Origin of the sequence: Duganella vulcania, assembly GCF_009857655.1 — a bacterium.
GTDB classification, from domain to species: Bacteria; Pseudomonadota; Gammaproteobacteria; order Burkholderiales; family Burkholderiaceae_D; genus Rugamonas; species Rugamonas vulcania.
The window spans coordinates 50,479-69,363 of sequence record NZ_WWCX01000022.1; the positions used below are offsets into that span (position 1 = coordinate 50,479).

An 18,885-nucleotide genomic window follows, 5' to 3' on the forward strand; every position below is an offset into this window, starting at 1 on the left:
CGGTGCTTCGGTCAGGCGGCAGCTATCTCCGCCAACAAGGTTTTTACCAGCTGCGCCGCCGGCATCGGCCGCGCGCGCGCGACGCCGGTTCCGCACCACAGCGACATCAGTTCGGTCTCGCCGCGCTTGCCCGCTTCGGCGCGGATGGCGCCGGTCAATGCGTTCTGTATCGGGTAAGGCGGAATCTGTTTTTCCACAACGGCCATTTCAAGCATGAAACGGTTCTCCAATCCACGCGCATAGCGGCCGGAAAACGTGCGCGTCAACCGGGTCGGATGATCGCCCGCCGTCAGCAAGCGCTGCTTGTAATGCGGATTGATGGTCGATTCGTCGCACACCAGGAACGCCGTGCCCATCTGCACCGCCTGTGCGCCGCCGTCCAGCGCGCGCTTGATGTCGGCGCCGTCCATGATGCCGCCGGCCGCGATCACCGGAATATGCACTGCCTCGACAATGGTCGGCAGCAGCTCGAAAGTGGTGAGCCTGGCGTCTTCCTGCGCGCCGATGAAGGTGCCTCGGTGGCCGCCGGACTCGGTGCCGGAAGCGATCACCGCATCCGCGCCCCTGCTCTGCCAGGCCAGCGCTTCGTCGGCATGGGTGATCGTGCCGATGACGAAAATACCGGCGTCATGCAGGCGCCGGATCTGGTCCGCGCTGAGGATGCCGAAGGTAAAACTGGCGACTGCGGGGCGCAATTCGATCAACGTTTCAAACTGGGCGGCGAAGTCTTCGCACCATTTGGCGGGCGTCGGCACCTCGGTCCAGCCCAACGACGAGGCGAACGGCTTCAGCCATTCCTTGGCGCGGGCCACTTCTTCCACGGCCGGCTTGGGCGTCTCCAGGACGAAGAAATTCAGGCAAAACGGCTTGTCGGTCAGGGCACGGATTTGCTCGGTCTGGCTGCGGATGACGTCCGGCGGAAGTAAGGAGCAGGCCAGCGAACCCAGCGCTCCTGCATTGGAGACCGCAGCCACCTGCGCGGGATTGTTATTACCGCCGGCGGTCGGTCCCTGGATGATGGGATGAGGAAAAATTGATGCCAATTTCATCGGATTTCTCACTAAAAATGGCGTTTACGACATGTGGATAAGTCTATGGATATCCACAGGCACGAAATGTGTGTAAACAAAAAATTTCTGGGGACGCTTTTTCTTATCCCAAAACAGTTCTTTGCTCATACACGGCTTTCCCGCCCGCTTATGCAGTCCGTAAACGCCTGATTTTAATCCAAAATGAACACTTATCCACAGAAAAGTGTCTGCGTTAACAACTACTACTATTTTTATATATACATCTTTAGAGTAAACCATAAACCCAAAAACCACAGGCGCAAGCGCCTGGACGGCCTGATACCCCACTGGAACAGAAATAAGATTTCGCCAACATCTGCTTTCCCCTATACTGAATTCGCAAACAACCAGCCTCAGGCGGAGACATTTTGTCCTCACAGCGCAAACATCTGCGGTCGCCGGCTTACCTTCGCTTTCGGCGACGTCTGATTACAGGCCTTTTCCTGATGGCTACCCTAGCCATTGCCGTTGTCGTTTCCCAATTCCGCACCACTTACGTTGAACGCGAACTTGCGGTCAAGACCCAGACCGAACATCACGTCAAGGCGATGGAAGCGCATGTTCTGTACTCGCTTCAATCGGTCGACTTGTCGCTGATCGGCTTCGCGAATGCCATCAAAGTTCTAAACGCGCAACAAAGAAACTCGCCGGAAATGATGTCGGAACTGTTGTCCTCACGCGGCTCCACGTTCAACGGCGAGTACTGGATCACTTTTCTCGACACCAAGGGCGTTGCAATCGCCACTTCGACCGGCAACAACATCAACGGTTACCGCTACGCCGATCGCGATTACTTCAAAGCCCATCTGGATATCGCAATGCGCGGCAAATTGTTCGTTGGAGAACCCGCAGTCGGCTTGCGCAACAGCCAAAGGTTGTTTTTTCTTAGCCGCCGGGTGGAAAGCGCCAAGGGAGAATTTCTGGGAGTAGTCGTCGCGCCGCTCAATGTCAGCCGCTACCTCACCGTATTTGAAAATTCGCGCTTCAATTCGGACATCTCGATCGCGCTGGTCCATGCCCGCGGCAAAGTCATCGTTGCCGTACCGAATTTTGAAGAATCCTTCGGCCGCGACCTGGGATCGACCGACCTGTTCGACAATGTTCGCCGCGCCAGTTCCGGCACCTACAAAACCATCGGCAACGCCGACAAGCTCGCGCGCATCTTCAGCTATCGCGTTTTTGAAGAACTTCCGTTGATTGTCGTCGTCGGCAGCAACGATTCCGAGTCGGCCAGATTGCTTCAGCAAAACTCGTTGATTGCTGGCGCCGGGTTGATTTTGTTGCTGATCCTGATGGCAGGCGCCGGTCATTTTTCGCTGCGCACGTACACCAGGCAGGAAGAACGCGAACTGCGCTTCCGCGCGCTCTACTCCGCCAGCCGGGAAATGGAACAAAAGCTGCTGGCCAACGAAGAGGAGCGCAAGAAAAACGAGGAATCCATGAAGTTGGCGGCCTTGCTTTTCCAAAACAGCGGCGAAGGCATGATGGTCACCGACGCGGATGGCAGGATCCTGACCGTGAATCCGGCCTTTTCCCTGCTGAGCGGCTATACGGAAAAGGAAGTCATCGGCCACCGCGGCTACGAATTGACCACCAGCCGCCAGGACATCAACTTCTATACGCGCATGTTCGAGTCGATCGCCCATACCGGCCAGTGGGAAGGCGAACTCTGGCATCAACACAAGAACGGCGAAGAGTACCTGGTGGCGATGCGTTTCAACACCGTTTATGACGAATGGGGTAATCCATTCCGCTACGTCGCGCTGTTGAGCGACATCACCAAAAAGAAAGCATCGGAAGAACTGGTCTGGCGCCAGGCCAATTTCGATGCGCTGACCGGACTGCCAAACCGGCGCATGTTCCATGAGCATCTACGTCAGGAAATGAAAAAAACCGACCGCTCCCACGTGCCGATGGCGCTGGTGTTTATCGATTTGGATCACTTCAAGGAAATCAACGACACCCTGGGTCACGACATGGGCGATTTGCTGCTCAAAGAAGTGGCAATCCGCTTGTCCGGCGCCGTTCGGGGGACCGATACGGTGGCGCGCCTGGGCGGTGACGAGTTCACCGTCATCCTGAGCGAGCTGCACAACGCCGGCGACGTGGTCCGCACGGCGCAGGAAATCCTCAAGCAGATGAGCACGCCGTTCAACCTGGGCAATGCCGGGGACAAGCACATTGCCCATATTTCCAGCAGCATCGGCATCACGCTATATCCCGAGGACGGCGCCGACGCTGAAATTTTAATCAAAAACGCCGACCAGGCGATGTACGCGGCCAAGCAGCAAGGCAGGAATCGCTTCAATTATTTCGCCCCGTTCATGCAGGAAGCGACCCGCGTACGCATGACTTTGGTCAACGAATTGCGCGAAGCGGTCAATCACGATGAGTTGCGGATCTTGTTCCAGCCGATTATCGACCTGGCCAGCGGCAAGATATGCAAGGCGGAAGCGCTGGTGCGTTGGCAACATCCGGTGCGCGGACTGCTGAATCCTGCCGAATTTATCAGCGTCGCGGAAAGCAGCGGGATGATTGTGGGCATCGGCGACTGGGTTTTCAAGCAGGCGGCGCGAGAAGTGCAGAAGCTGCAGGCCCTGGGATTGCCCGATTTCCAGATCAGCGTGAACAAATCAGCGTGGCAGTTCCGCGATAACGGCAGCAATTACGAACAATGGCTGGATTTTCTCCAGGAACTGCACCTGGATGCCAACAGCATCATTATCGAAGTGACGGAAAACTTGTTGCTGGATACGGCGAACTCGGTTTCGGAGCGAATGTTGGCGCTTCAACATGCCCACATGCAGATTTCGCTGGACGATTTCGGCACCGGCTATTGCTCGGTAGCGTTTTTAAGGCGCTTCGATATCGATTACATCAAAATCGACCCGACTTTCGTGTCCAATCTGTCGAATGGGACCGACGGCGTCGTACTTTGCGAGGCGATTATCGCCATGGCGCACAAGCTGGGCATCAAAGTCATCGCCGAGGGCATCGAAACACCTCAACAACTTGCCGCTTTGACAGCTGCCGGATGCGATTTAGGGCAGGGATATCTGTTTTCCAAGCCGATTTCGGCCGAAGAATTGGAAAAAAAGATCAAAAACGAGCTTTCACCTGTGAATAACTCGCTGGATATCCACAGGACGACTTGTGAGTAAGGACGAAGTTGTCCAAAGGCCGACATTTTATACAGAATTGCTCCTGAACTGGTACAGCGCTTATGCATGTGCTTATCTTTCGCGTAAACAAATGATTTGTAAACGTATACATGACTTATCCACAGGCTTTTGCTCGTTTACTATTACTACTATTTTTATATAAATCCTTTGTAAACAAGTAAACCGAATCTGAAGGCCTGCTCGCGTTCTGAAAACACCCCAGAGCACAAAAAACGCCTTAAAATCGACCGTTTTTCGTAAACCTCTGTGGAAAAACCGTTTGAAATCCACAGCCTCCCCCTCTGAAGACCAAGGAAAAGTATGCGTTTAGGCATCATCAGCGCGTTGGCTGAAGAACAGCATGGGCTGATAGAAGCCCTTGAGAGCCCCTACAAGCTCGTCCACGGCATGCGTGAGTACACGGGAGGGAAGCTCTGGGAAATCGACGCTGTGTGCGTCCTGTCGCGTATAGGCAAGGTTGCAGCGGCCATGACAGCCTCCATCCTTGTGGAAAAGTTCGGAGTTACCCACATCGTCTTCACCGGCGTTGCCGGAAGCGGGGATAAAAATGTAAAAGTCGGGGATATCGTTGTTGCTGAAGAACTGGTTCAGCATGATTTCGATGCCAGCCCGCTTTTTCCACAGTTTGAAATCCCTTTGACGGGCTTGTCGCGCTTCGCAACCGACACCGCCTTGACCGAACAATTGGCGGCCGCAGCCGCGCAAACCACGCGTGTACACCGTGGAATGATCGCCAGCGGTGATCAATTTATAGGCAAATTAGCCCAGATTCACGCGTTGAAGGCTGCTTTGCCTGATTTATTGGCAGTGGAAATGGAAGGCGCCGCTGTCGCGCAAGTGTGTTTTGAGCTGGGCATTCCGTTTGCCGTCATCCGCACGATCTCGGATAACGCTAACGACGACGCGGCCGTTGATTTCATGCATTTCATCAAAACCGTGGCCTCCCGCTATGCTTTTGACGTGATTGAACGATTTTGCAAAGAACATGTTCGATCCGTCTGAAATGATGGTTATCCCCGGCGGGACCATCGCCATGCGGGACGATAGAACCGGCCGAGCCTGGGTGGTCGAGCTGCTGTCGTTCGCAATCGGCTGCCATCCAGTCACGCAGGCGCAATATGCCGCCGTCACCGGGCTTTGGCCCTCGGTCCGCGTTTCCGCGCAATGCCCAGTGGAGAATGTCTCCTGGCTCGATGCTGTCCGGTTTTGCAATCTATTGTCGGAGACCGCCGGTCTGCGCGCCTGTTATGCGTTGGATGACGACGGCATGGGCGCCTCCCGCATTGCCGGCAGCAACGGATATCGCTTGCCCACCGAAGCCGAGTGGGAATACGCCTGCCGGGCCGGCACCAATGGCCCGCGCTATGGTGATATTAATGAAATTGCCTGGTACCGGGAAAATTCAGAAGGCCGCACACACACCGTCGGCCAGAAACAGCCCAACGGCTGGGGCCTGCACGACATGCTGGGCAATGTTTGGGAATGGTGCGAAGACCAGTACGATCCCGAGGTGTATGGGCCGTACCGCGTATTCCGGGGCGGCGGCTGGTCGGATACCGAACGGGGCTGCCTGGCGACGAATCGCCGCCGTAGCCATCCCACCTTTGCCATCGACGATCTCGGCTTCCGGGTGGTCCGGCCGCTGGCCTGATCAGGCAAAAAAAAGGGCCGGGTTTTATCCCGGCCCCAAAACAACAACAGGTGATAGGTTTATGCGTCCAGCGTCATCAGGCTGGCGTTGCCGCCGGCCGCGGTCGTATTCACGCACAGAGCGCGCTCAGCGAGCAAACGCCACAGGGGGATGGCGCCATCCTCGTTGGTGTCGATCAGGCCCACCAGCGCCCCGCTACGGGCCGCCAGCGAGGCACGCAGGCCGCCGACCAGCATCGTCTCCACCAACGCGATCTGGAAATCGCCGTTGAAGCTGTCCAGGCTGCCAATAACCTGAAGGCGGTCTTTGACCACCGCGGGCAGGTCCGCAGGCAGCAATTTCGATGATTCCGCCGTCACCAGCGCGATATTGCCGGTCGCCAGCGTCGCCGCGATCTGGTTCAGCAGGCCGGCTTGCGTGCCGGCCGCGCAGACCACGCAGCCGCGCGCGACCAGCGCCAGCGTGTTACGTTCGCCCGTCGGGCCAGGCAATACCGTCAGGCTGCCCAGCATCGTGGTGCGGCTGTATTGCTCCGCCAGGTTGGCGATGCGCTCGTGGCCGTGCATTTTCGACCAGACGGTCAGCGCATCCAGGCCCGGCGTCGCCTGGCGTTCGTGCTGCGTGCCGATGATGGCGCCGCGTTGCAGGCGCTTCAGGTACAGCGGGCCGCCGGCTTTCGGGCCGGTGCCGGACTTGCCTTCGCCGCCGAACGGCTGCACGCCCACCACCGCGCCGACGATGTTGCGGTTGATGTAGATGTTGCCCACATGCGCGCGCGAGCTGATGTAGTCGATGGTTTCATCGATGCGCGAGTGCACGCCCAATGTCAGGCCGTAGCCGCTTTCGTTGATCTGCTCGATCAGCTTGGGCAGGTCGGCGCGCTTGTAGCGGATTACGTGCAGGACCGGACCAAACACTTCCTGCGTCAGCTCGGACAGCGAACGGATCTCCAGCACGGTCGGCGGCACGAAGGTGCCGGCCGTGGTCACGCTGGCCGGCAGGTCCAGCGAGAAGTAGTTCAGCGCGGTGGCCTTGAGCTTGTTGATGTGCGCCAGCAGGTTTTGCTGGGCTTCGGCATCGATCACCGGGCCGATGTCGGTCGCCAGACGATCCGGGCAACCGACTTTCAGCTCCTGCATCGCACCCTTGAGCATCTTGATGGTTTTGTCGGCGATATCTTCCTGCAGAAACAGCACGCGCAGCGCGGAGCAACGCTGGCCGGCGCTGTCGAAGGCCGACGAGATCGCATCCTGCACCACCTGCTCCGGCAGCGCCGACGAATCGACGATCATGGCGTTCTGGCCGCCCGTCTCGGCGATCAGCGGGATGTCGGCGTTCTCCGCGACGGCGCGCTTGGCCAGCGTGCGGTTGATCAGTTGCGCCACTTCGGTCGAGCCGGTGAAGATCACGCCTTTGACGCGTGCGTCGGCGGTCAGCGCTGCGCCGACCACTTCGCCACGGCCCGGCAGGAATTGCAGCGCGGCGCGCGGAACGCCCGCCTCGTGCAGCAGCTCGACGGCGCGGTGGGCGATCAGCGGCGTCTGCTCGGCCGGCTTGGCCAGCACCACGTTGCCGGCCGCCAGCGAGGCGGCCACCTGGCCGGTGAAGATCGCCAGCGGGAAGTTCCACGGGCTGATGCAGGTCACCGGACCCAGGGCCAGCGTGTTGGTCGAACCGTGCACTTCGGCCGCGTAGTAGCGCAGGAAGTCGACCGCTTCACGCAGCTCGGCGATGGCGTTCGGCAGCGATTTGCCGGCTTCGCGGATTGCCAGCGTCATCAGTTCCATGGCGTTGGCTTCGAACAGGCCGGCGGCGCGGTTCAGTGCGGCCGCGCGTTGCGACGGCTCGGTGGTCTGCCAATCCATGGCGAAATTGCTGGCGCTGGTCAGCGCGGTTTCCACGTCGGCGGCGCTGGCTTCGACCAGCTGGCCGACGATGTCGCTGCGCTGTGCCGGGTTGGTCACGTCCTGCACCGGCTGGCCTGCGCTCAGGCCGCCCGCCAGCAAAGGCGCGGCGTGCCAGCGGCGCGGCGCGGCCAGCTCTGCCGAAATTTTACGCAGCACGTCCTCGTTGGCCAGGTCGAAGCCGGCCGAGTTCTTGCGCTCGGCGCCGAACATGTCCAGCGGCAGCGCAATGCCGGTGTGCGGCAGGCCGCCCTGCTCGCGCGCCAGCGCCACCGGATCCTTGATCAGTGAATCGACCGGGATCGCCTCGTCGACGATCTGGTTGACGAAGGACGAGTTGGCGCCGTTTTCCAGCAGGCGGCGCACCAGGTAGGCCAGCAGCGTTTCGTGGGTGCCGACCGGGGCGTAGATGCGGCAAGGCTTGTCCAGGTTGTCCTTGCCGACCACCTGGTCGTACAGCGATTCGCCCATGCCGTGCAGGCACTGGAATTCGTAGTCGGTCACGCCGTCGCGCTTGGCCCAAGTGTAAATCGTCGACAGGGTTTGCGCGTTGTGGGTGGCGAACTGCGGATAGATTACGCCGGTCGAAGCCAGTAGCTTTTGCGCGCACACCAGGTAGGACACGTCGGTGTAGACCTTGCGGGTGTAGACCGGATAGCCGCTCATGCCGTCCACCTGGGCGCGCTTGATTTCGGCATCCCAGTACGCGCCCTTGACCAGGCGCACCATGAACTTGCGGCCGCTGCGCTTGGCCAGGTCGATCAGGTAGTCGATGACGAAGGGGCAGCGCTTCTGGTAGGCCTGCACGACGATGCCGATGCCTTCGAAACCGGCCAGCGCGGGGTCGTGCGCCAGCGCCTCGATCAGGTCCAGCGACAGTTCCAGGCGATCGGCCTCTTCCGCGTCGATGTTCAGGCCGATGTCGTAGTGCTTGGCCAGCAACATCAACTCGCGCACGCGCGGCAGCAGTTCTTCCATCACGCGGGCGCGCTGGGCGCGGCTGTAGCGCGGATGCAGCGCCGACAGTTTCACCGAAATGCCGGGGCCGTTCTTGATGCCGCGGCCGTTCGATGCCTTGCCGATCGCGTGGATCGCGGTTTCGTAGGAGGCGTAGTAATTTTTGGCGTCGGCCTCGGTCAGCGCGGCCTCGCCCAGCATGTCATAGGAATAACGGTAGCCGCGCGCCTCGTTGGACTGGCCGTTCTTGATGGCCTCGTCGATGGTCTGGCCGGTGACGAACTGGTTGCCCAGCATGCGCATCGCCAGGTCCACGCCCTTGCGGATCAGCGGTTCGCCGCCTTTGGAAATGAGTTTGGTCAGCGCCGAACCCAGGCCGGTCTCGCTGCTGGTGGACACCAGCTTGCCGGTGATCAGCAGGCCCCAGGTGGCGGCGTTGACGAACAGCGACGGCGATTCGCCCAGGTGCTTGCGCCAGTCGCCCTTGCTGATTTTGTCGGCAATCAACCGGTCGGCGGTGGCATTGTCGGGAATACGCAACAGTGCTTCGGCCAGGCACATCAGCGCCACGCCTTCTTCCGATGATAACGAAAACTCATGCATCAGGGCATCGACACCGGACGCGCGGGTGCGCTGTTCGCGCACCGAACTGACCAGTTTATGGGCCAGTTGCTGGGCTTGCTGCAGCGTGCCGGCGTCGTTGTTTTTGATCTGTTCCAACAACCACTGAACGGCGCTGACTTCGTCGCGGCGATAGGCTGCCGTCACTGCTGCGCGCAGGGGAATCGGGTCACGCAGGATCTCATCCTGCAAGGCGGCGAAAGGGGTGAAACCGGTGGCTGCTGCTGCTTGCATTGAATACTCTCAGAAAGGAAATTTTGGCGCGGTTCATTACAAAAAAACGCTCGACCGGCGGATGCTGGCGAGCGTGAATCTGTGTGAACTGCTGATGATTCGATTGTAAAGTGATTTCTTCTGGATTAATTCTGGTATTGCAGGGGACTAGCAATAGATTGTTTTTAGTGCGACAATTTAACCAAATAATATTTATTTGGGAGTTCCCGGAAATGTTAGACAAGATCAGCAAGAAAATCTTGATGGAATTGCAGAGCGATGGCCGCATCAGCAATGTGGAACTGGCGGCGCGCGTGAACCTGTCACCGGCCGCTTGCCTGGAGCGCGTGCGCAAATTGCACGAGTCCGGCTACATCATGGGCTACACCGCGCAACTGAATCCGCAGCTGCTCGACGTGTCCCTGCTCGTCTTCATCGAAGTGGTGCTCGATCGCACCACGCCCGAAGTGTTCGACGCCTTCAAACACAGCGTCCAGGTGATCCCCGAAGTGCTGGAATGCCACATGGTTGCCGGCGGCTTCGACTACCTGGTCAAAGCCCGCGTCAAGGACATGGCGGCCTACCGCGAATTCCTGGGTAAAACCCTGCTCCAGAAGGGCGTACGTGAAACCCACACTTACGCCGTGATGGAAGAAGTGAAGAATACCACCAAGTTACCTATAAAATAGCGTCAGAGAAATAAATTAGTCGAGACGCCCAAGGCGCCTGGTAAAACGGGGGACAAATGAAGCTTTTGCAGCACAGGCTGGTGCAACGTGGATTGTGGTTATTGGGCGCGACGGCTGGCGGTACTTGCCTGGCATATCTGTTCAAGCTGGCGGCCGGCGACGGCGCGGCCTTGGTCTACACCGCCGCGCCGGCGGCGCTGGCCGGCGCCCTGGTGGCATGGTGGGCCGCCCGGCAGAACAGCGACGAGGGCGGCATCCAACGCTTCGCTCATGTGGTTGGCGATGAAATCGATGCCATCATGATCGGCGCGGCGGAAACCTCGTATTTCGTCGATTCCGTCAAAAAGAAAATCGAGCTGGACGTCGGGACGGCGGGCGGCATCGCCCGCAGTTCCGCCCACAATGCGCAGGCCACCGCAGCGATCGCCGCCAACGCCGAGCGCGCCGCCAAGATCGCCGCCCAGGTGCGCGGCGAGACCGTGACCGGCCGTGCCGAGGCCGATCATGGTTTGCAGCGCATCAACACGGCACGTGAAGATGCGCAGACCGCGGCGGCCGTCATGGCCAGCCTGCAAACGAATTCACGCAAGATTTACGGTTTCACCGAGGCCATCAGCGAAATCTCGGCCCGCACCAACCTGCTGGCGCTGAATGCCGCCATCGAGGCGGCGCGCGCCGGCGAACAGGGCCGCGGCTTTGCCGTGGTCGCCAGCGAGGTGCGCCAGCTGGCGCTGCGCACCAAGGAAGCCACCGACGAAATCAGCACCATGGTGCGCGAAATCAATCAGCAGGCCGAGAAGGCCGCCACCGGCATGAATTCGCTGGCGGTCAAGGTGAGCGAGGCGGCCGGCAACGTGGAAACCGTGCATGGTTTGCTGGGCAATATCGAGCGCTCCTCCGGCGTGTCGGAGGAAGAGATCGGCGAGATCGCGCGCGCCTCGCGCGAACATGTCGCCACCACCGATGAAATCGCTGCCGCCATCGCCAGCATCCGCGACAGCCTGTTATCCACCGAGAAGGAATTGCCGCGCGCCGCCAGTTCGGCGATGGCGCTGGCGGAACGGGCCGAAGTCATCACCGGCGCGCTGGGCGAGTCGTCGATCGAAACTTCGCACGACACCATCCGTATCGCCGCGCAGCAGGCGGCCGTGCAGGTGGGGCGCTTGTTCGAGGCCGCCATCGCCTCCGGCAAGATCACGCGCGAGGCGCTGTTCGACCGCCATTACACGCCGATCCCGAACACCGATCCGCCCAAGCACAAGACCCGCTTCGACGATTTCACCGACCGGGCTTTGCCGCAGTTGCAGGAAGCCGTGCTGGCGGCGATGCCGCAGCTGGCCTATGCCGGTGCTGTGGATAACAATGGATATTTCCCCACCCACAACAAGAAGTTCTCGCAGCCGCTGACGGGCAATTATGACGTCGACATGGTCAACAACCGCACCAAGCGCATCTTCAGCGACCGCACCGGCAAGCGCTGCGGCTCGAACACCAAGCCTTTCCTGCTGCAAACCTACAAGCGCGACACCGGCGAGGTGATGCACGACCTGTCGGCGCCGATCTATGTGAACGGCAAGCACTGGGGCGGTTTCCGCATCGGCTACCGCTCCAGCCACCAGTAATCAGTAGGTGTCGTTCTTGGGCGCCGTGCCCGGCGCGGTGCGCTGGGCCACGGTGTTCATGCCTTCCAGGTTCATGCGCAGCCACTTGTGGGCGGGGCTGCGCGCATCGCGTTCGTGCCACAGCATGTCCAGGTGCACGGCCGGCAGCTGGAACGGCAATTCCTTGGAAACCAGCGCGTCGGTCATGCCGGTCGAGGCGATCAGGTGGCGCGGCAGCACCGTGATCAGGTCGGAATTGGCCACCACGCGGCCGGCCGTGAAGAACTGGTTCACCGTCAGCAGGATGCGGCGTTCGCGCTGGATCTGCGCCAGCGCCTCGTCGACCAGGCCGTGCGCGCGGCCGGAGAAGCTCACCAGCAAGTGGTTGGCCTTGCAATAGTTGTCCAGGGTCAGGTCGACCTTGGACAGCGGATGGTCGCGCCGCATCACGCAGACGTAATGCCCCGAATACAGGCGCTCATGGCGGATCGGTGAGCCGGTCTCGTACGACAGCTGCGCCGCCACGCCGGGGAAGAAGCCCACCGCCAGGTCGATATCGCCGCGCAGCAGCATCGGCCGCGGCTCGCGCGTGGTCAGCGGCACCATGCGCACGTTGACGCCCGGCGCCTCCCTCTCGATCGAACGCATCAGCGACGGCAGCCAGAAGGCGGCGGTGGCGTCGGCCATGGCCATGCGGAAGGTGGCGTGGGCGGCGGACACGTCGAAGGTCTCCGGCGCCACCGCCGCTTCCAGGCTGGCCAGCGCGCTGCGCACCGACGGCCACAGCGCTTCCGCGCGCGGGGTCGGCTTGACGCCGTAGGCGGTGCGGATCAGCAACTCGTCGCCCAGGCTCTCGCGCAGGCGCTTGATGGCGTTGGAGACGGCGGGTTGGGTCATGGCCAGGTGGCCGGCGGCGCGTGTGAGGTTCTGCTCGGTCATCACGGCGTCGAAGACGCGTAACAAATTCAAGTCCAGCGTCAAAAAGCTCATGTCGGCTCGGGATGTGGGGTTGGGGTCAGTGCAGTATCGAGAAATATGGATTTCCCGTCAATGATAAGACATCCCATTCACCAAACGAATAATTGTTATCGGGGAAGTAAATTGGATACTTATGTTGCGCTGCACTATAGTTACACTTGATTCTAAATGCAGTATAACAACATGTCTACCATCATCTCAGTCGTACAGAATATTTCCTTGATCGCCGCCGGTGAGCTGGCGCTGGCAAGCGGCGTCGTGTGCGCGCTGGCCGTCCTGTTCAAACCGCTGCTGCGCGGCCTGGTGCGCGCAGCCGTGCTGGTCGTTAAACCCAAGCGCAGCAAGGAAGAGCAGTTGCAGCGCCGCCAGATGCGCGATGCAATGATGCTCAAGCGCATGCTCAATTCCATGGAAGGCGACCCGAGCCACGCCGCTGAATTGCGCGCCATGGCCTCGCGTGCCTAAATATTCAGCAGCGGTACCGGCCTCCGGTACCGCGCCGCAACATTACTTCTCGCCCAGCAGGGCGGGCTTCAGCGAGCTGTCGACCGGCTTATCACCCAGCCAGATGCGCAGCACGGCATTGTAGAACGCCACGTCCGGCATCAATTCCCCGATTTTCTTTCCGTTCAGATAGCACTGCGTGCCCTCGCCCGGGGTCCAGTCCAGCGTCAGCTGGTCGCCCTTTTTCAGCGTCTGGATCTGCGCGAACACTTCGCCGAACTTCATCGTCTGCGGCAGGATCTTGCTGCGCTCGTTCTTGTCGGTGTTGTTGTTCAGGCCTTCCATGAAGGCCTTGCCGAAGTCTTCCGAGCTCACCTCGCGCAGCATCGTGATCGCCACGCGGCGCGGGCCCGGCGTGGCCAGCACGTCCGGCACGGAGGTTTTCTTCTCGGTCAGGTAGAGGCCGGCGGCGTAGACCTTGAAGATCACCTTGGTCCGCAGGCCCGCGCCGTTGAGCTTGAGTTCTTTGCCGGCGACATTGATGCTGTCGTCGAATTTGACGCCGGCCACTTCCACGGCGGCAAATGCGGGCAGGCTGAAGCTGCCGGCCAGGAAGGCGGCGGCCATCAGGCTCTTGATGATATTTCTGCGATTCATGAATTGTCTCCGAGGATGGTAAATGCCAGCGTCTTCGCCCGCGATGCGGGCGTTGCTGGAATATACCACCGGGAGTAGCGCAAAAACGCACTGCGGCGCAAATTGGCCGCACGGTCATGCTTTTTTAGGCTCGTCAGGCCTTGGCGGCCTGCAAACGCTCGAATTTTTCGCGCAGTTGGTCTTCGCTCTCGCGCCAGGCGGGATTGAAGGGGATGCAGCTGACCGGGCACACCTGCTGGCATTGCGGCTCATTGAAATGGCCGACGCATTCGGTGCACTTGTCCGGATTGATTTCGTAAATTTCAGCGCCCATGTAGATGGCGTCGTTCGGGCACTCCGGCTCGCAAACGTCGCAATTGATACAGTCGTCGGTGATCATCAAGGCCATGCTGGAACTCGCTTATTGCTCGGCGGCGTTGTTGGCGGCAATTTTCTTTTGCAGCCAGCGGTCGACCGATGGGAAAACAAACTTCGATACGTCGCCGCCCAGCACCGCGATCTCGCGCACGATGGTGCCGGAGATGAACTGGTACTGGTCGGACGGGGTCAGGAACAGGGTTTCGACGTCCGGCAGCAGGTAGCGGTTCATGCCCGCCATCTGGAACTCGTACTCGAAGTCGGACACGGCGCGCAGGCCGCGCACGATGACGCGGGCGTCATGCTCGCGCACAAAATCTTTCAGCAGGCCGGAGAAACTCTCGACCTTGACGTTCGGATAGTGGCCCAGGACTTCGTTGGCGATGGTCAGGCGCTCTTCCAGCGAGAAGAACGGTTTCTTGTTCTTGCTGTCGGCCACGCCCACCACCAGCGTGTCGAACAGACCGGATGCGCGACGCACCAGATCTTCGTGACCACGGGTCAGCGGATCAAAAGTTCCTGGATAAACGGCTACTACCATCGCGGCTCCTTGCAGTGCACCAATATAGAACGCGCATTATGCCTGAAAAACCCTTTCTGCCTTAATTTGGGGCTGCTTGGGCTCTATTTGACGGCAAATACGGGCGTTTAGGGGGCCTTGTGCTTCAACAAATGATAGAACACCATCCCGGCCTTGTCAGCCCGGATCACTTCCCACGGCGCCATCCATTCCGGCACCTCGCCCTCGTCGAACGCCAGCGCCAGGCCGGATTCGGCGTAGATCAGGCCGCCCTCCTTCAGAATGCGCGTGCACAGCGGCAGGCAGCGTTCAAGAAACTCCTGCTGGTACGGCGGATCGAGGAAGATCAGGTCGTACTTCTGGCCGCGCGCGGCGGCCGACTGGGCCACTGCCAGCGCGTCGGCGCGCATGATCTGCACGTTCTCGGCCTTCAGCTTGGCCTTGATGTCTTCCAGCTGGCGCACCACCGGCACCACGGTGTCGATCATCGTCACCGATTGCGCGCCGCGGCTGGCCGCTTCGAAACCCAGCGCGCCGCTGCCGGCGAACAAGTCCAGCACCTGGGCGTCGGCCCAATAGCCGTCGCGCTGGTGATTGATCCAGTTGAACACGGTCTCGCGCACGCGGTCCGGCGTCGGGCGCAGGCCGGAGGCGCTCAGCACTAGCAGCGGCGTGCGCTTCCAGGCGCCGCCGATGATGCGCACCTGGTTGCTGTGCTGGGGACCGTGGACCGGGACTTTGGCGGGTTTCGCTGTTTTGCTGGCGGGCTTCTTTGGCATGTGGCTGTGTTCTAAGTCATTGATTCAACAGGGGCCACTATACCATATGGGCCTTAGCGGGGTTCCGCCGCCAGGCTGTTGAAGTCGTCGATCCAGCCCTGCATGCGCTTCTGCGCGTGGGCTTTCTGGGCCGGCGTGGCGATCTTGACGACGGTCAGGACCAGCTGGGCCGTGGAGGCTTCGTAAGCGTCGAAGAACTGCTTGCGCTCGGAATGTTCGAGGCGCTCGAAGGTGTCCCTGATCAGCGTGTGGATCAGCGCCATCGTCGCTTCCTTGTTCAGCTTTTCGCGCTGCACCTTCTGCACCAGCGCCAGGATGTTTTTCTGGCGGCGCATGCGCTCGTCCAGCCAGATGTCGTTGTCCAGCGGCCGCGCGTCGGAGGCCTTGCGGATCTGCGCTTCCTGCTCCGGGCTGAAGTTGCCGAACCACAGTTCGAACTGCTCCATCGATTTTTTATAGCGGAACTTCAGCTGGGCATCCAGGTCGCCCTTCATGTTCTTCTTGCGGAACTCGGCGTTGTTGGCGGCGAATTTCTTTTCCAGCGTGGCGATCTGGTCCGGCTGCAGCGAACGCACCAGGTCGGCCAGTTCCGGCAGCGCCTTGAACAGCAGCAATTGCGTGCGGCTTTTGACCTCGTCGTAATCGCCGATCAGGTCGGCTGTTGTCGGGGTGCCGGCCAGCTGGCGCTGCGCGGTTTGCAGGATTTGCGCGTAGTCGCGCAGCTGGGTCTTGCGATGCCAGCGGAACAGCTCGTCGATATCCCGCTTGACCCAGGTCTTTTGATCGGAGTTGAGGTCGACGTAGGCGTCCAGCCACCAGTACAGCAGCGTATCGCCGTGGTTGTAGGCCAGGCGCAGCGAACTGCAGCCGGCCAGGACGGCCAGCAGGATCACCAGCAAAAGGCGGCGCAGTGCGCGGCTGTGGATATTTGGCATGTTAAACTTTCGCTTTGATTAACTCTCTTTGACTTGGCACCTATGAACGTAGTTATCCTCGCAGCCGGCATGGGCAAACGCATGCAATCCGCGCTGCCGAAAGTGTTGCATCCATTGGCGGGCAAGCCGCTGCTGTCACACGTTCTGGATACGGCGCGTAGCCTGTCTGCCAGCCAATTATGCGTGATTTACGGGCACGGCGGCGCAGCCGTGCTGGAGATGCTGGCTGCTCAGCCGGAAAAAGTGGCCACCGCGCTGCAGGAACCGCAACTGGGCACCGGCCACGCGGTCATGCAGGCCCTGCCCGAGCTGGACGACAGCGCCGCCACCCTGATCCTGTACGGCGACGTGCCGCTGACCACCGCCGCCTCGCTGCAGGCGCTGGTGGATGTGGCCGGCAAGGACAAGCTGGGCATCCTGACCGTGGTGCAGGACGATCCTTTCGGGCTCGGCCGCATCGTCCGTGAAAACGGCGAAATCGTCCGCATCGTCGAGCAAAAAGACGCCAACGAAGCCGAACGCGCCATCAAGGAGATCAACAGCGGCATCATGGTGGTGCCGACCGCGCGCCTGAAGCAATGGCTGGGCGCGCTGAAGAACAACAACGCCCAGGGCGAGTACTACCTGACCGACATCGTCGCCATGGCGGTGGCCGATGGCGTGCCGGTCGTTTCCGCCCAGCCGTCGGCGCAGTGGGAAGTGGCTGGCGTGAACAGCAAGGTGCAATTGGCCGAGCTGGAACGCATCCACCAGGCCAACATCGCCTTGAAACTGCTGGAGCAGGGCGTGACGCTGATGGACCCTGCCCGCATCGACGTGCGTGGCGAGCTGGTCTGCGGCCGCGACGTCACCATCGACGTCGGCTGCGTGTTTGAAGGCAAGGTCGAGCTGGCCGATGGCGTGCGCGTCGGGCCGCATTGCGTGATCGTCAATTCCCGCATCCTGGCCGGCGCCCAGATCAAGCCGTTCTGCCATATCGAAGAGGCGGTGGTGGGCGAAGTTTCCATCATCGGCCCGTACGCGCGCCTGCGCCCCGGCACCGTGCTGGCGGAGGATGTGCATGTGGGTAACTTCGTTGAAATCAAAAATGGCCAGGTCGCCGCGCACAGCAAGGCCAACCACCTGGCCTACATCGGCGACGCGACGATCGGCTCGCGCGTCAACATCGGCGCCGGCACCATCACCTGCAACTACGACGGCGCCAACAAGTTCCGCACCGTCATCGAAGACGACGCCTTCATCGGCAGCGACAGCCAGCTGGTGGCACCGGTAACGGTCGGCAAGGGCGCCACGCTGGGCGCGGGCACCACGCTGACCAAGGATGCGCCAGCCGGCAAGCTGACGATTTCCCGCGCACGCCAGCTCACGGTCGAAAACTGGAGCCGCCCGGTCAAAAAGCCGAAGTAACAGCATCACGCTCCACAGGAAGCCGGGACATGTCCCGGCTTTTTTTATTTGTGGATAACGATGTGGAGAAGCCATCGGATAAGCGGTGAAAAAGCCGCGTATAAGCCGGGGAAAACAGTTGCACAACTATGCTAGCAGGAGAAAAGCCACCCTTCGCGACGGCATGCAGCCACGCTTCAGCCCGTGGTGTGGATAAGCCTGTGGGAAATCATGTGAGTAAATCAGGATAACTATTTACTGTGGATAAGGTTGGGTATAAGCCCGTGCATAGCCCTTGGAAAAGCCGTGGAAAAGACGGGAAAACATTTCCCATCATTACTCCGGTGTGGATAAACCTGTGCAGAAGCCGTTGAACAAGCCCGGGATAACCTGCTAAACCGCGATTCGCGTCTCGAATTTGCTGCGGAAGGTGGAAAAGTAGGCTTTGACGTTGCGCACATTGGTCTGCGTGGCGAACAGGCGGTGCGCCAGCGCGTGGTAGGCCGGCATGTCCGCCACCTGGACGACCAGCACGAAATCCGGTCCCGGCGCCACGCGGTAGCACTGCAGCACGGCGTCTTCGCCCGCCACGTGGGCCTCGAACTCGGCCATGCGCTCGGCCGCCTGGACATCCAGCGAGATCTCCACAATCGCCGTCAGGCTGGGCCCTACCTTCTCCGGCGCCACGATGGCCACCTGGCGCTGGATCACCCCGCTCTCGGTCAGATGCTTGACTCGCCGCAAACACGTCGGCGCGGAGACGTGGACCGCCAGCGCCAGCTCGCTGTTTGTTTGTGACGAATCAACTTGCAGCGCATTCAAAATGCGACGATCTATCTCATCCATAAAAATATTCCTCAAAAATGAAATAATATTTCACACATCAACAGCAGTGAAAGAATATTCCAAAATATACAGGATTTAGAAAGCATATTTCAGAA

16 protein-coding genes are annotated in these 18,885 nt (G+C 60.3%); 7 read left to right on the plus strand and 9 right to left on the minus strand.

All coding sequences use genetic code 11. The features are described 5' to 3' along the window. Window positions 1-11: 11 nt before the first annotated feature. A complete protein-coding gene (locus tag GTP90_RS14895; RefSeq protein ID WP_161084286.1) occupies window positions 12-1,049 on the minus strand; it encodes an NAD(P)H-dependent flavin oxidoreductase in 1,038 nt (345 codons plus the stop codon). 467 nt (window positions 1,050-1,516) lie between these two features. Between GTP90_RS14895 and GTP90_RS14900 the strand changes: the two genes are divergently transcribed. The 3 genes from GTP90_RS14900 (at window position 1,517) to GTP90_RS14910 (ending at window position 5,903) form a co-directional block, all read left to right on the plus strand. Next, complete coding sequence (locus GTP90_RS14900; protein WP_161084287.1) at window positions 1,517-4,231, plus strand: bifunctional diguanylate cyclase/phosphodiesterase; 2,715 nt, start codon at window positions 1,517-1,519, stop codon at window positions 4,229-4,231. A 321-nt stretch (window positions 4,232-4,552) separates the two neighbouring features. Then, window positions 4,553-5,254 (plus strand): 5'-methylthioadenosine/adenosylhomocysteine nucleosidase, encoded by a 702-nt coding sequence (locus GTP90_RS14905; protein WP_161084288.1) that lies wholly within the window; start codon window positions 4,553-4,555, stop codon window positions 5,252-5,254. After that, window positions 5,238-5,903, plus strand: coding sequence for a formylglycine-generating enzyme family protein (locus tag GTP90_RS14910; protein WP_217431975.1), 666 nt, complete (start codon window positions 5,238-5,240; stop codon window positions 5,901-5,903). The genes GTP90_RS14905 and GTP90_RS14910 overlap by 17 nt, the downstream gene beginning before the upstream one ends. A 59-nt stretch (window positions 5,904-5,962) precedes the next feature. Here the strand turns inward: GTP90_RS14910 and putA are convergent, their stop codons facing one another. Continuing rightward, window positions 5,963-9,619 (minus strand): trifunctional transcriptional regulator/proline dehydrogenase/L-glutamate gamma-semialdehyde dehydrogenase, encoded by a 3,657-nt coding sequence (gene putA / locus GTP90_RS14915; protein ID WP_161084289.1) that lies wholly within the window; start codon window positions 9,617-9,619, stop codon window positions 5,963-5,965. 212 nt (window positions 9,620-9,831) lie between these two features. On the opposite strand from putA, the gene GTP90_RS14920 reads away from it, so the two are divergent. Next, window positions 9,832-10,287 (plus strand): Lrp/AsnC ligand binding domain-containing protein, encoded by a 456-nt coding sequence (locus tag GTP90_RS14920; protein ID WP_008443393.1) that lies wholly within the window; start codon window positions 9,832-9,834, stop codon window positions 10,285-10,287. Between the two features lie 56 nt (window positions 10,288-10,343). Beyond that, window positions 10,344-11,909, plus strand: a complete 1,566-nt coding sequence (locus GTP90_RS14925; protein ID WP_161084290.1) for a methyl-accepting chemotaxis protein — start codon at window positions 10,344-10,346, stop codon at window positions 11,907-11,909. Here the strand turns inward: GTP90_RS14925 and GTP90_RS14930 are convergent, their stop codons facing one another. Next, window positions 11,910-12,878 (minus strand): LysR family transcriptional regulator, encoded by a 969-nt coding sequence (locus GTP90_RS14930; protein ID WP_161084291.1) that lies wholly within the window; start codon window positions 12,876-12,878, stop codon window positions 11,910-11,912. A 171-nt stretch (window positions 12,879-13,049) separates the two neighbouring features. Here GTP90_RS14930 and GTP90_RS14935 point away from each other — a divergent pair, with 171 nt between their 5' ends. Further along, on the plus strand, window positions 13,050-13,331 hold the full coding sequence (locus tag GTP90_RS14935) for a hypothetical protein (RefSeq protein WP_254451869.1): 282 nt from the start codon (window positions 13,050-13,052) through the stop codon (window positions 13,329-13,331). Between the two features lie 42 nt (window positions 13,332-13,373). Here GTP90_RS14935 and GTP90_RS14940 read toward each other — a convergent pair whose 3' ends face one another. The 5 genes from GTP90_RS14940 to GTP90_RS14960 form a co-directional block, all read right to left on the minus strand. Next, window positions 13,374-13,967: a chalcone isomerase family protein gene (locus tag GTP90_RS14940; protein ID WP_161084293.1), complete on the minus strand. Its 594-nt coding sequence runs from the start codon at window positions 13,965-13,967 to the stop codon at window positions 13,374-13,376. Between the two features lie 133 nt (window positions 13,968-14,100). Beyond that, on the minus strand, window positions 14,101-14,355 hold the full coding sequence (locus tag GTP90_RS14945) for a YfhL family 4Fe-4S dicluster ferredoxin (protein WP_117012334.1): 255 nt from the start codon (window positions 14,353-14,355) through the stop codon (window positions 14,101-14,103). A gap of 12 nt (window positions 14,356-14,367) precedes the next feature. Continuing rightward, window positions 14,368-14,865 (minus strand): pantetheine-phosphate adenylyltransferase, encoded by a 498-nt coding sequence (gene coaD / locus GTP90_RS14950; protein ID WP_161084294.1) that lies wholly within the window; start codon window positions 14,863-14,865, stop codon window positions 14,368-14,370. A 107-nt stretch (window positions 14,866-14,972) separates the two neighbouring features. Further along, the gene (gene rsmD, locus GTP90_RS14955) at window positions 14,973-15,623 is read right to left on the minus strand and encodes a 16S rRNA (guanine(966)-N(2))-methyltransferase RsmD (RefSeq protein ID WP_161084295.1); all 651 of its coding nucleotides are present in this window, start codon (window positions 15,621-15,623) and stop codon (window positions 14,973-14,975) included. A gap of 53 nt (window positions 15,624-15,676) precedes the next feature. After that, a complete protein-coding gene (locus GTP90_RS14960; RefSeq protein WP_161084296.1) occupies window positions 15,677-16,558 on the minus strand; it encodes a DUF6279 family lipoprotein in 882 nt (293 codons plus the stop codon). Between the two features lie 42 nt (window positions 16,559-16,600). Here GTP90_RS14960 and glmU point away from each other — a divergent pair, with 42 nt between their 5' ends. Beyond that, complete coding sequence (gene glmU, locus GTP90_RS14965) at window positions 16,601-17,965, plus strand: bifunctional UDP-N-acetylglucosamine diphosphorylase/glucosamine-1-phosphate N-acetyltransferase GlmU (protein WP_161084297.1); 1,365 nt, start codon at window positions 16,601-16,603, stop codon at window positions 17,963-17,965. Between the two features lie 372 nt (window positions 17,966-18,337). On the opposite strand, the gene GTP90_RS14970 is transcribed toward glmU, so the two are convergent. Next, window positions 18,338-18,790: an Lrp/AsnC family transcriptional regulator gene (locus GTP90_RS14970; RefSeq protein WP_161084298.1), complete on the minus strand. Its 453-nt coding sequence runs from the start codon at window positions 18,788-18,790 to the stop codon at window positions 18,338-18,340. Window positions 18,791-18,885 lie beyond the last annotated feature (95 nt).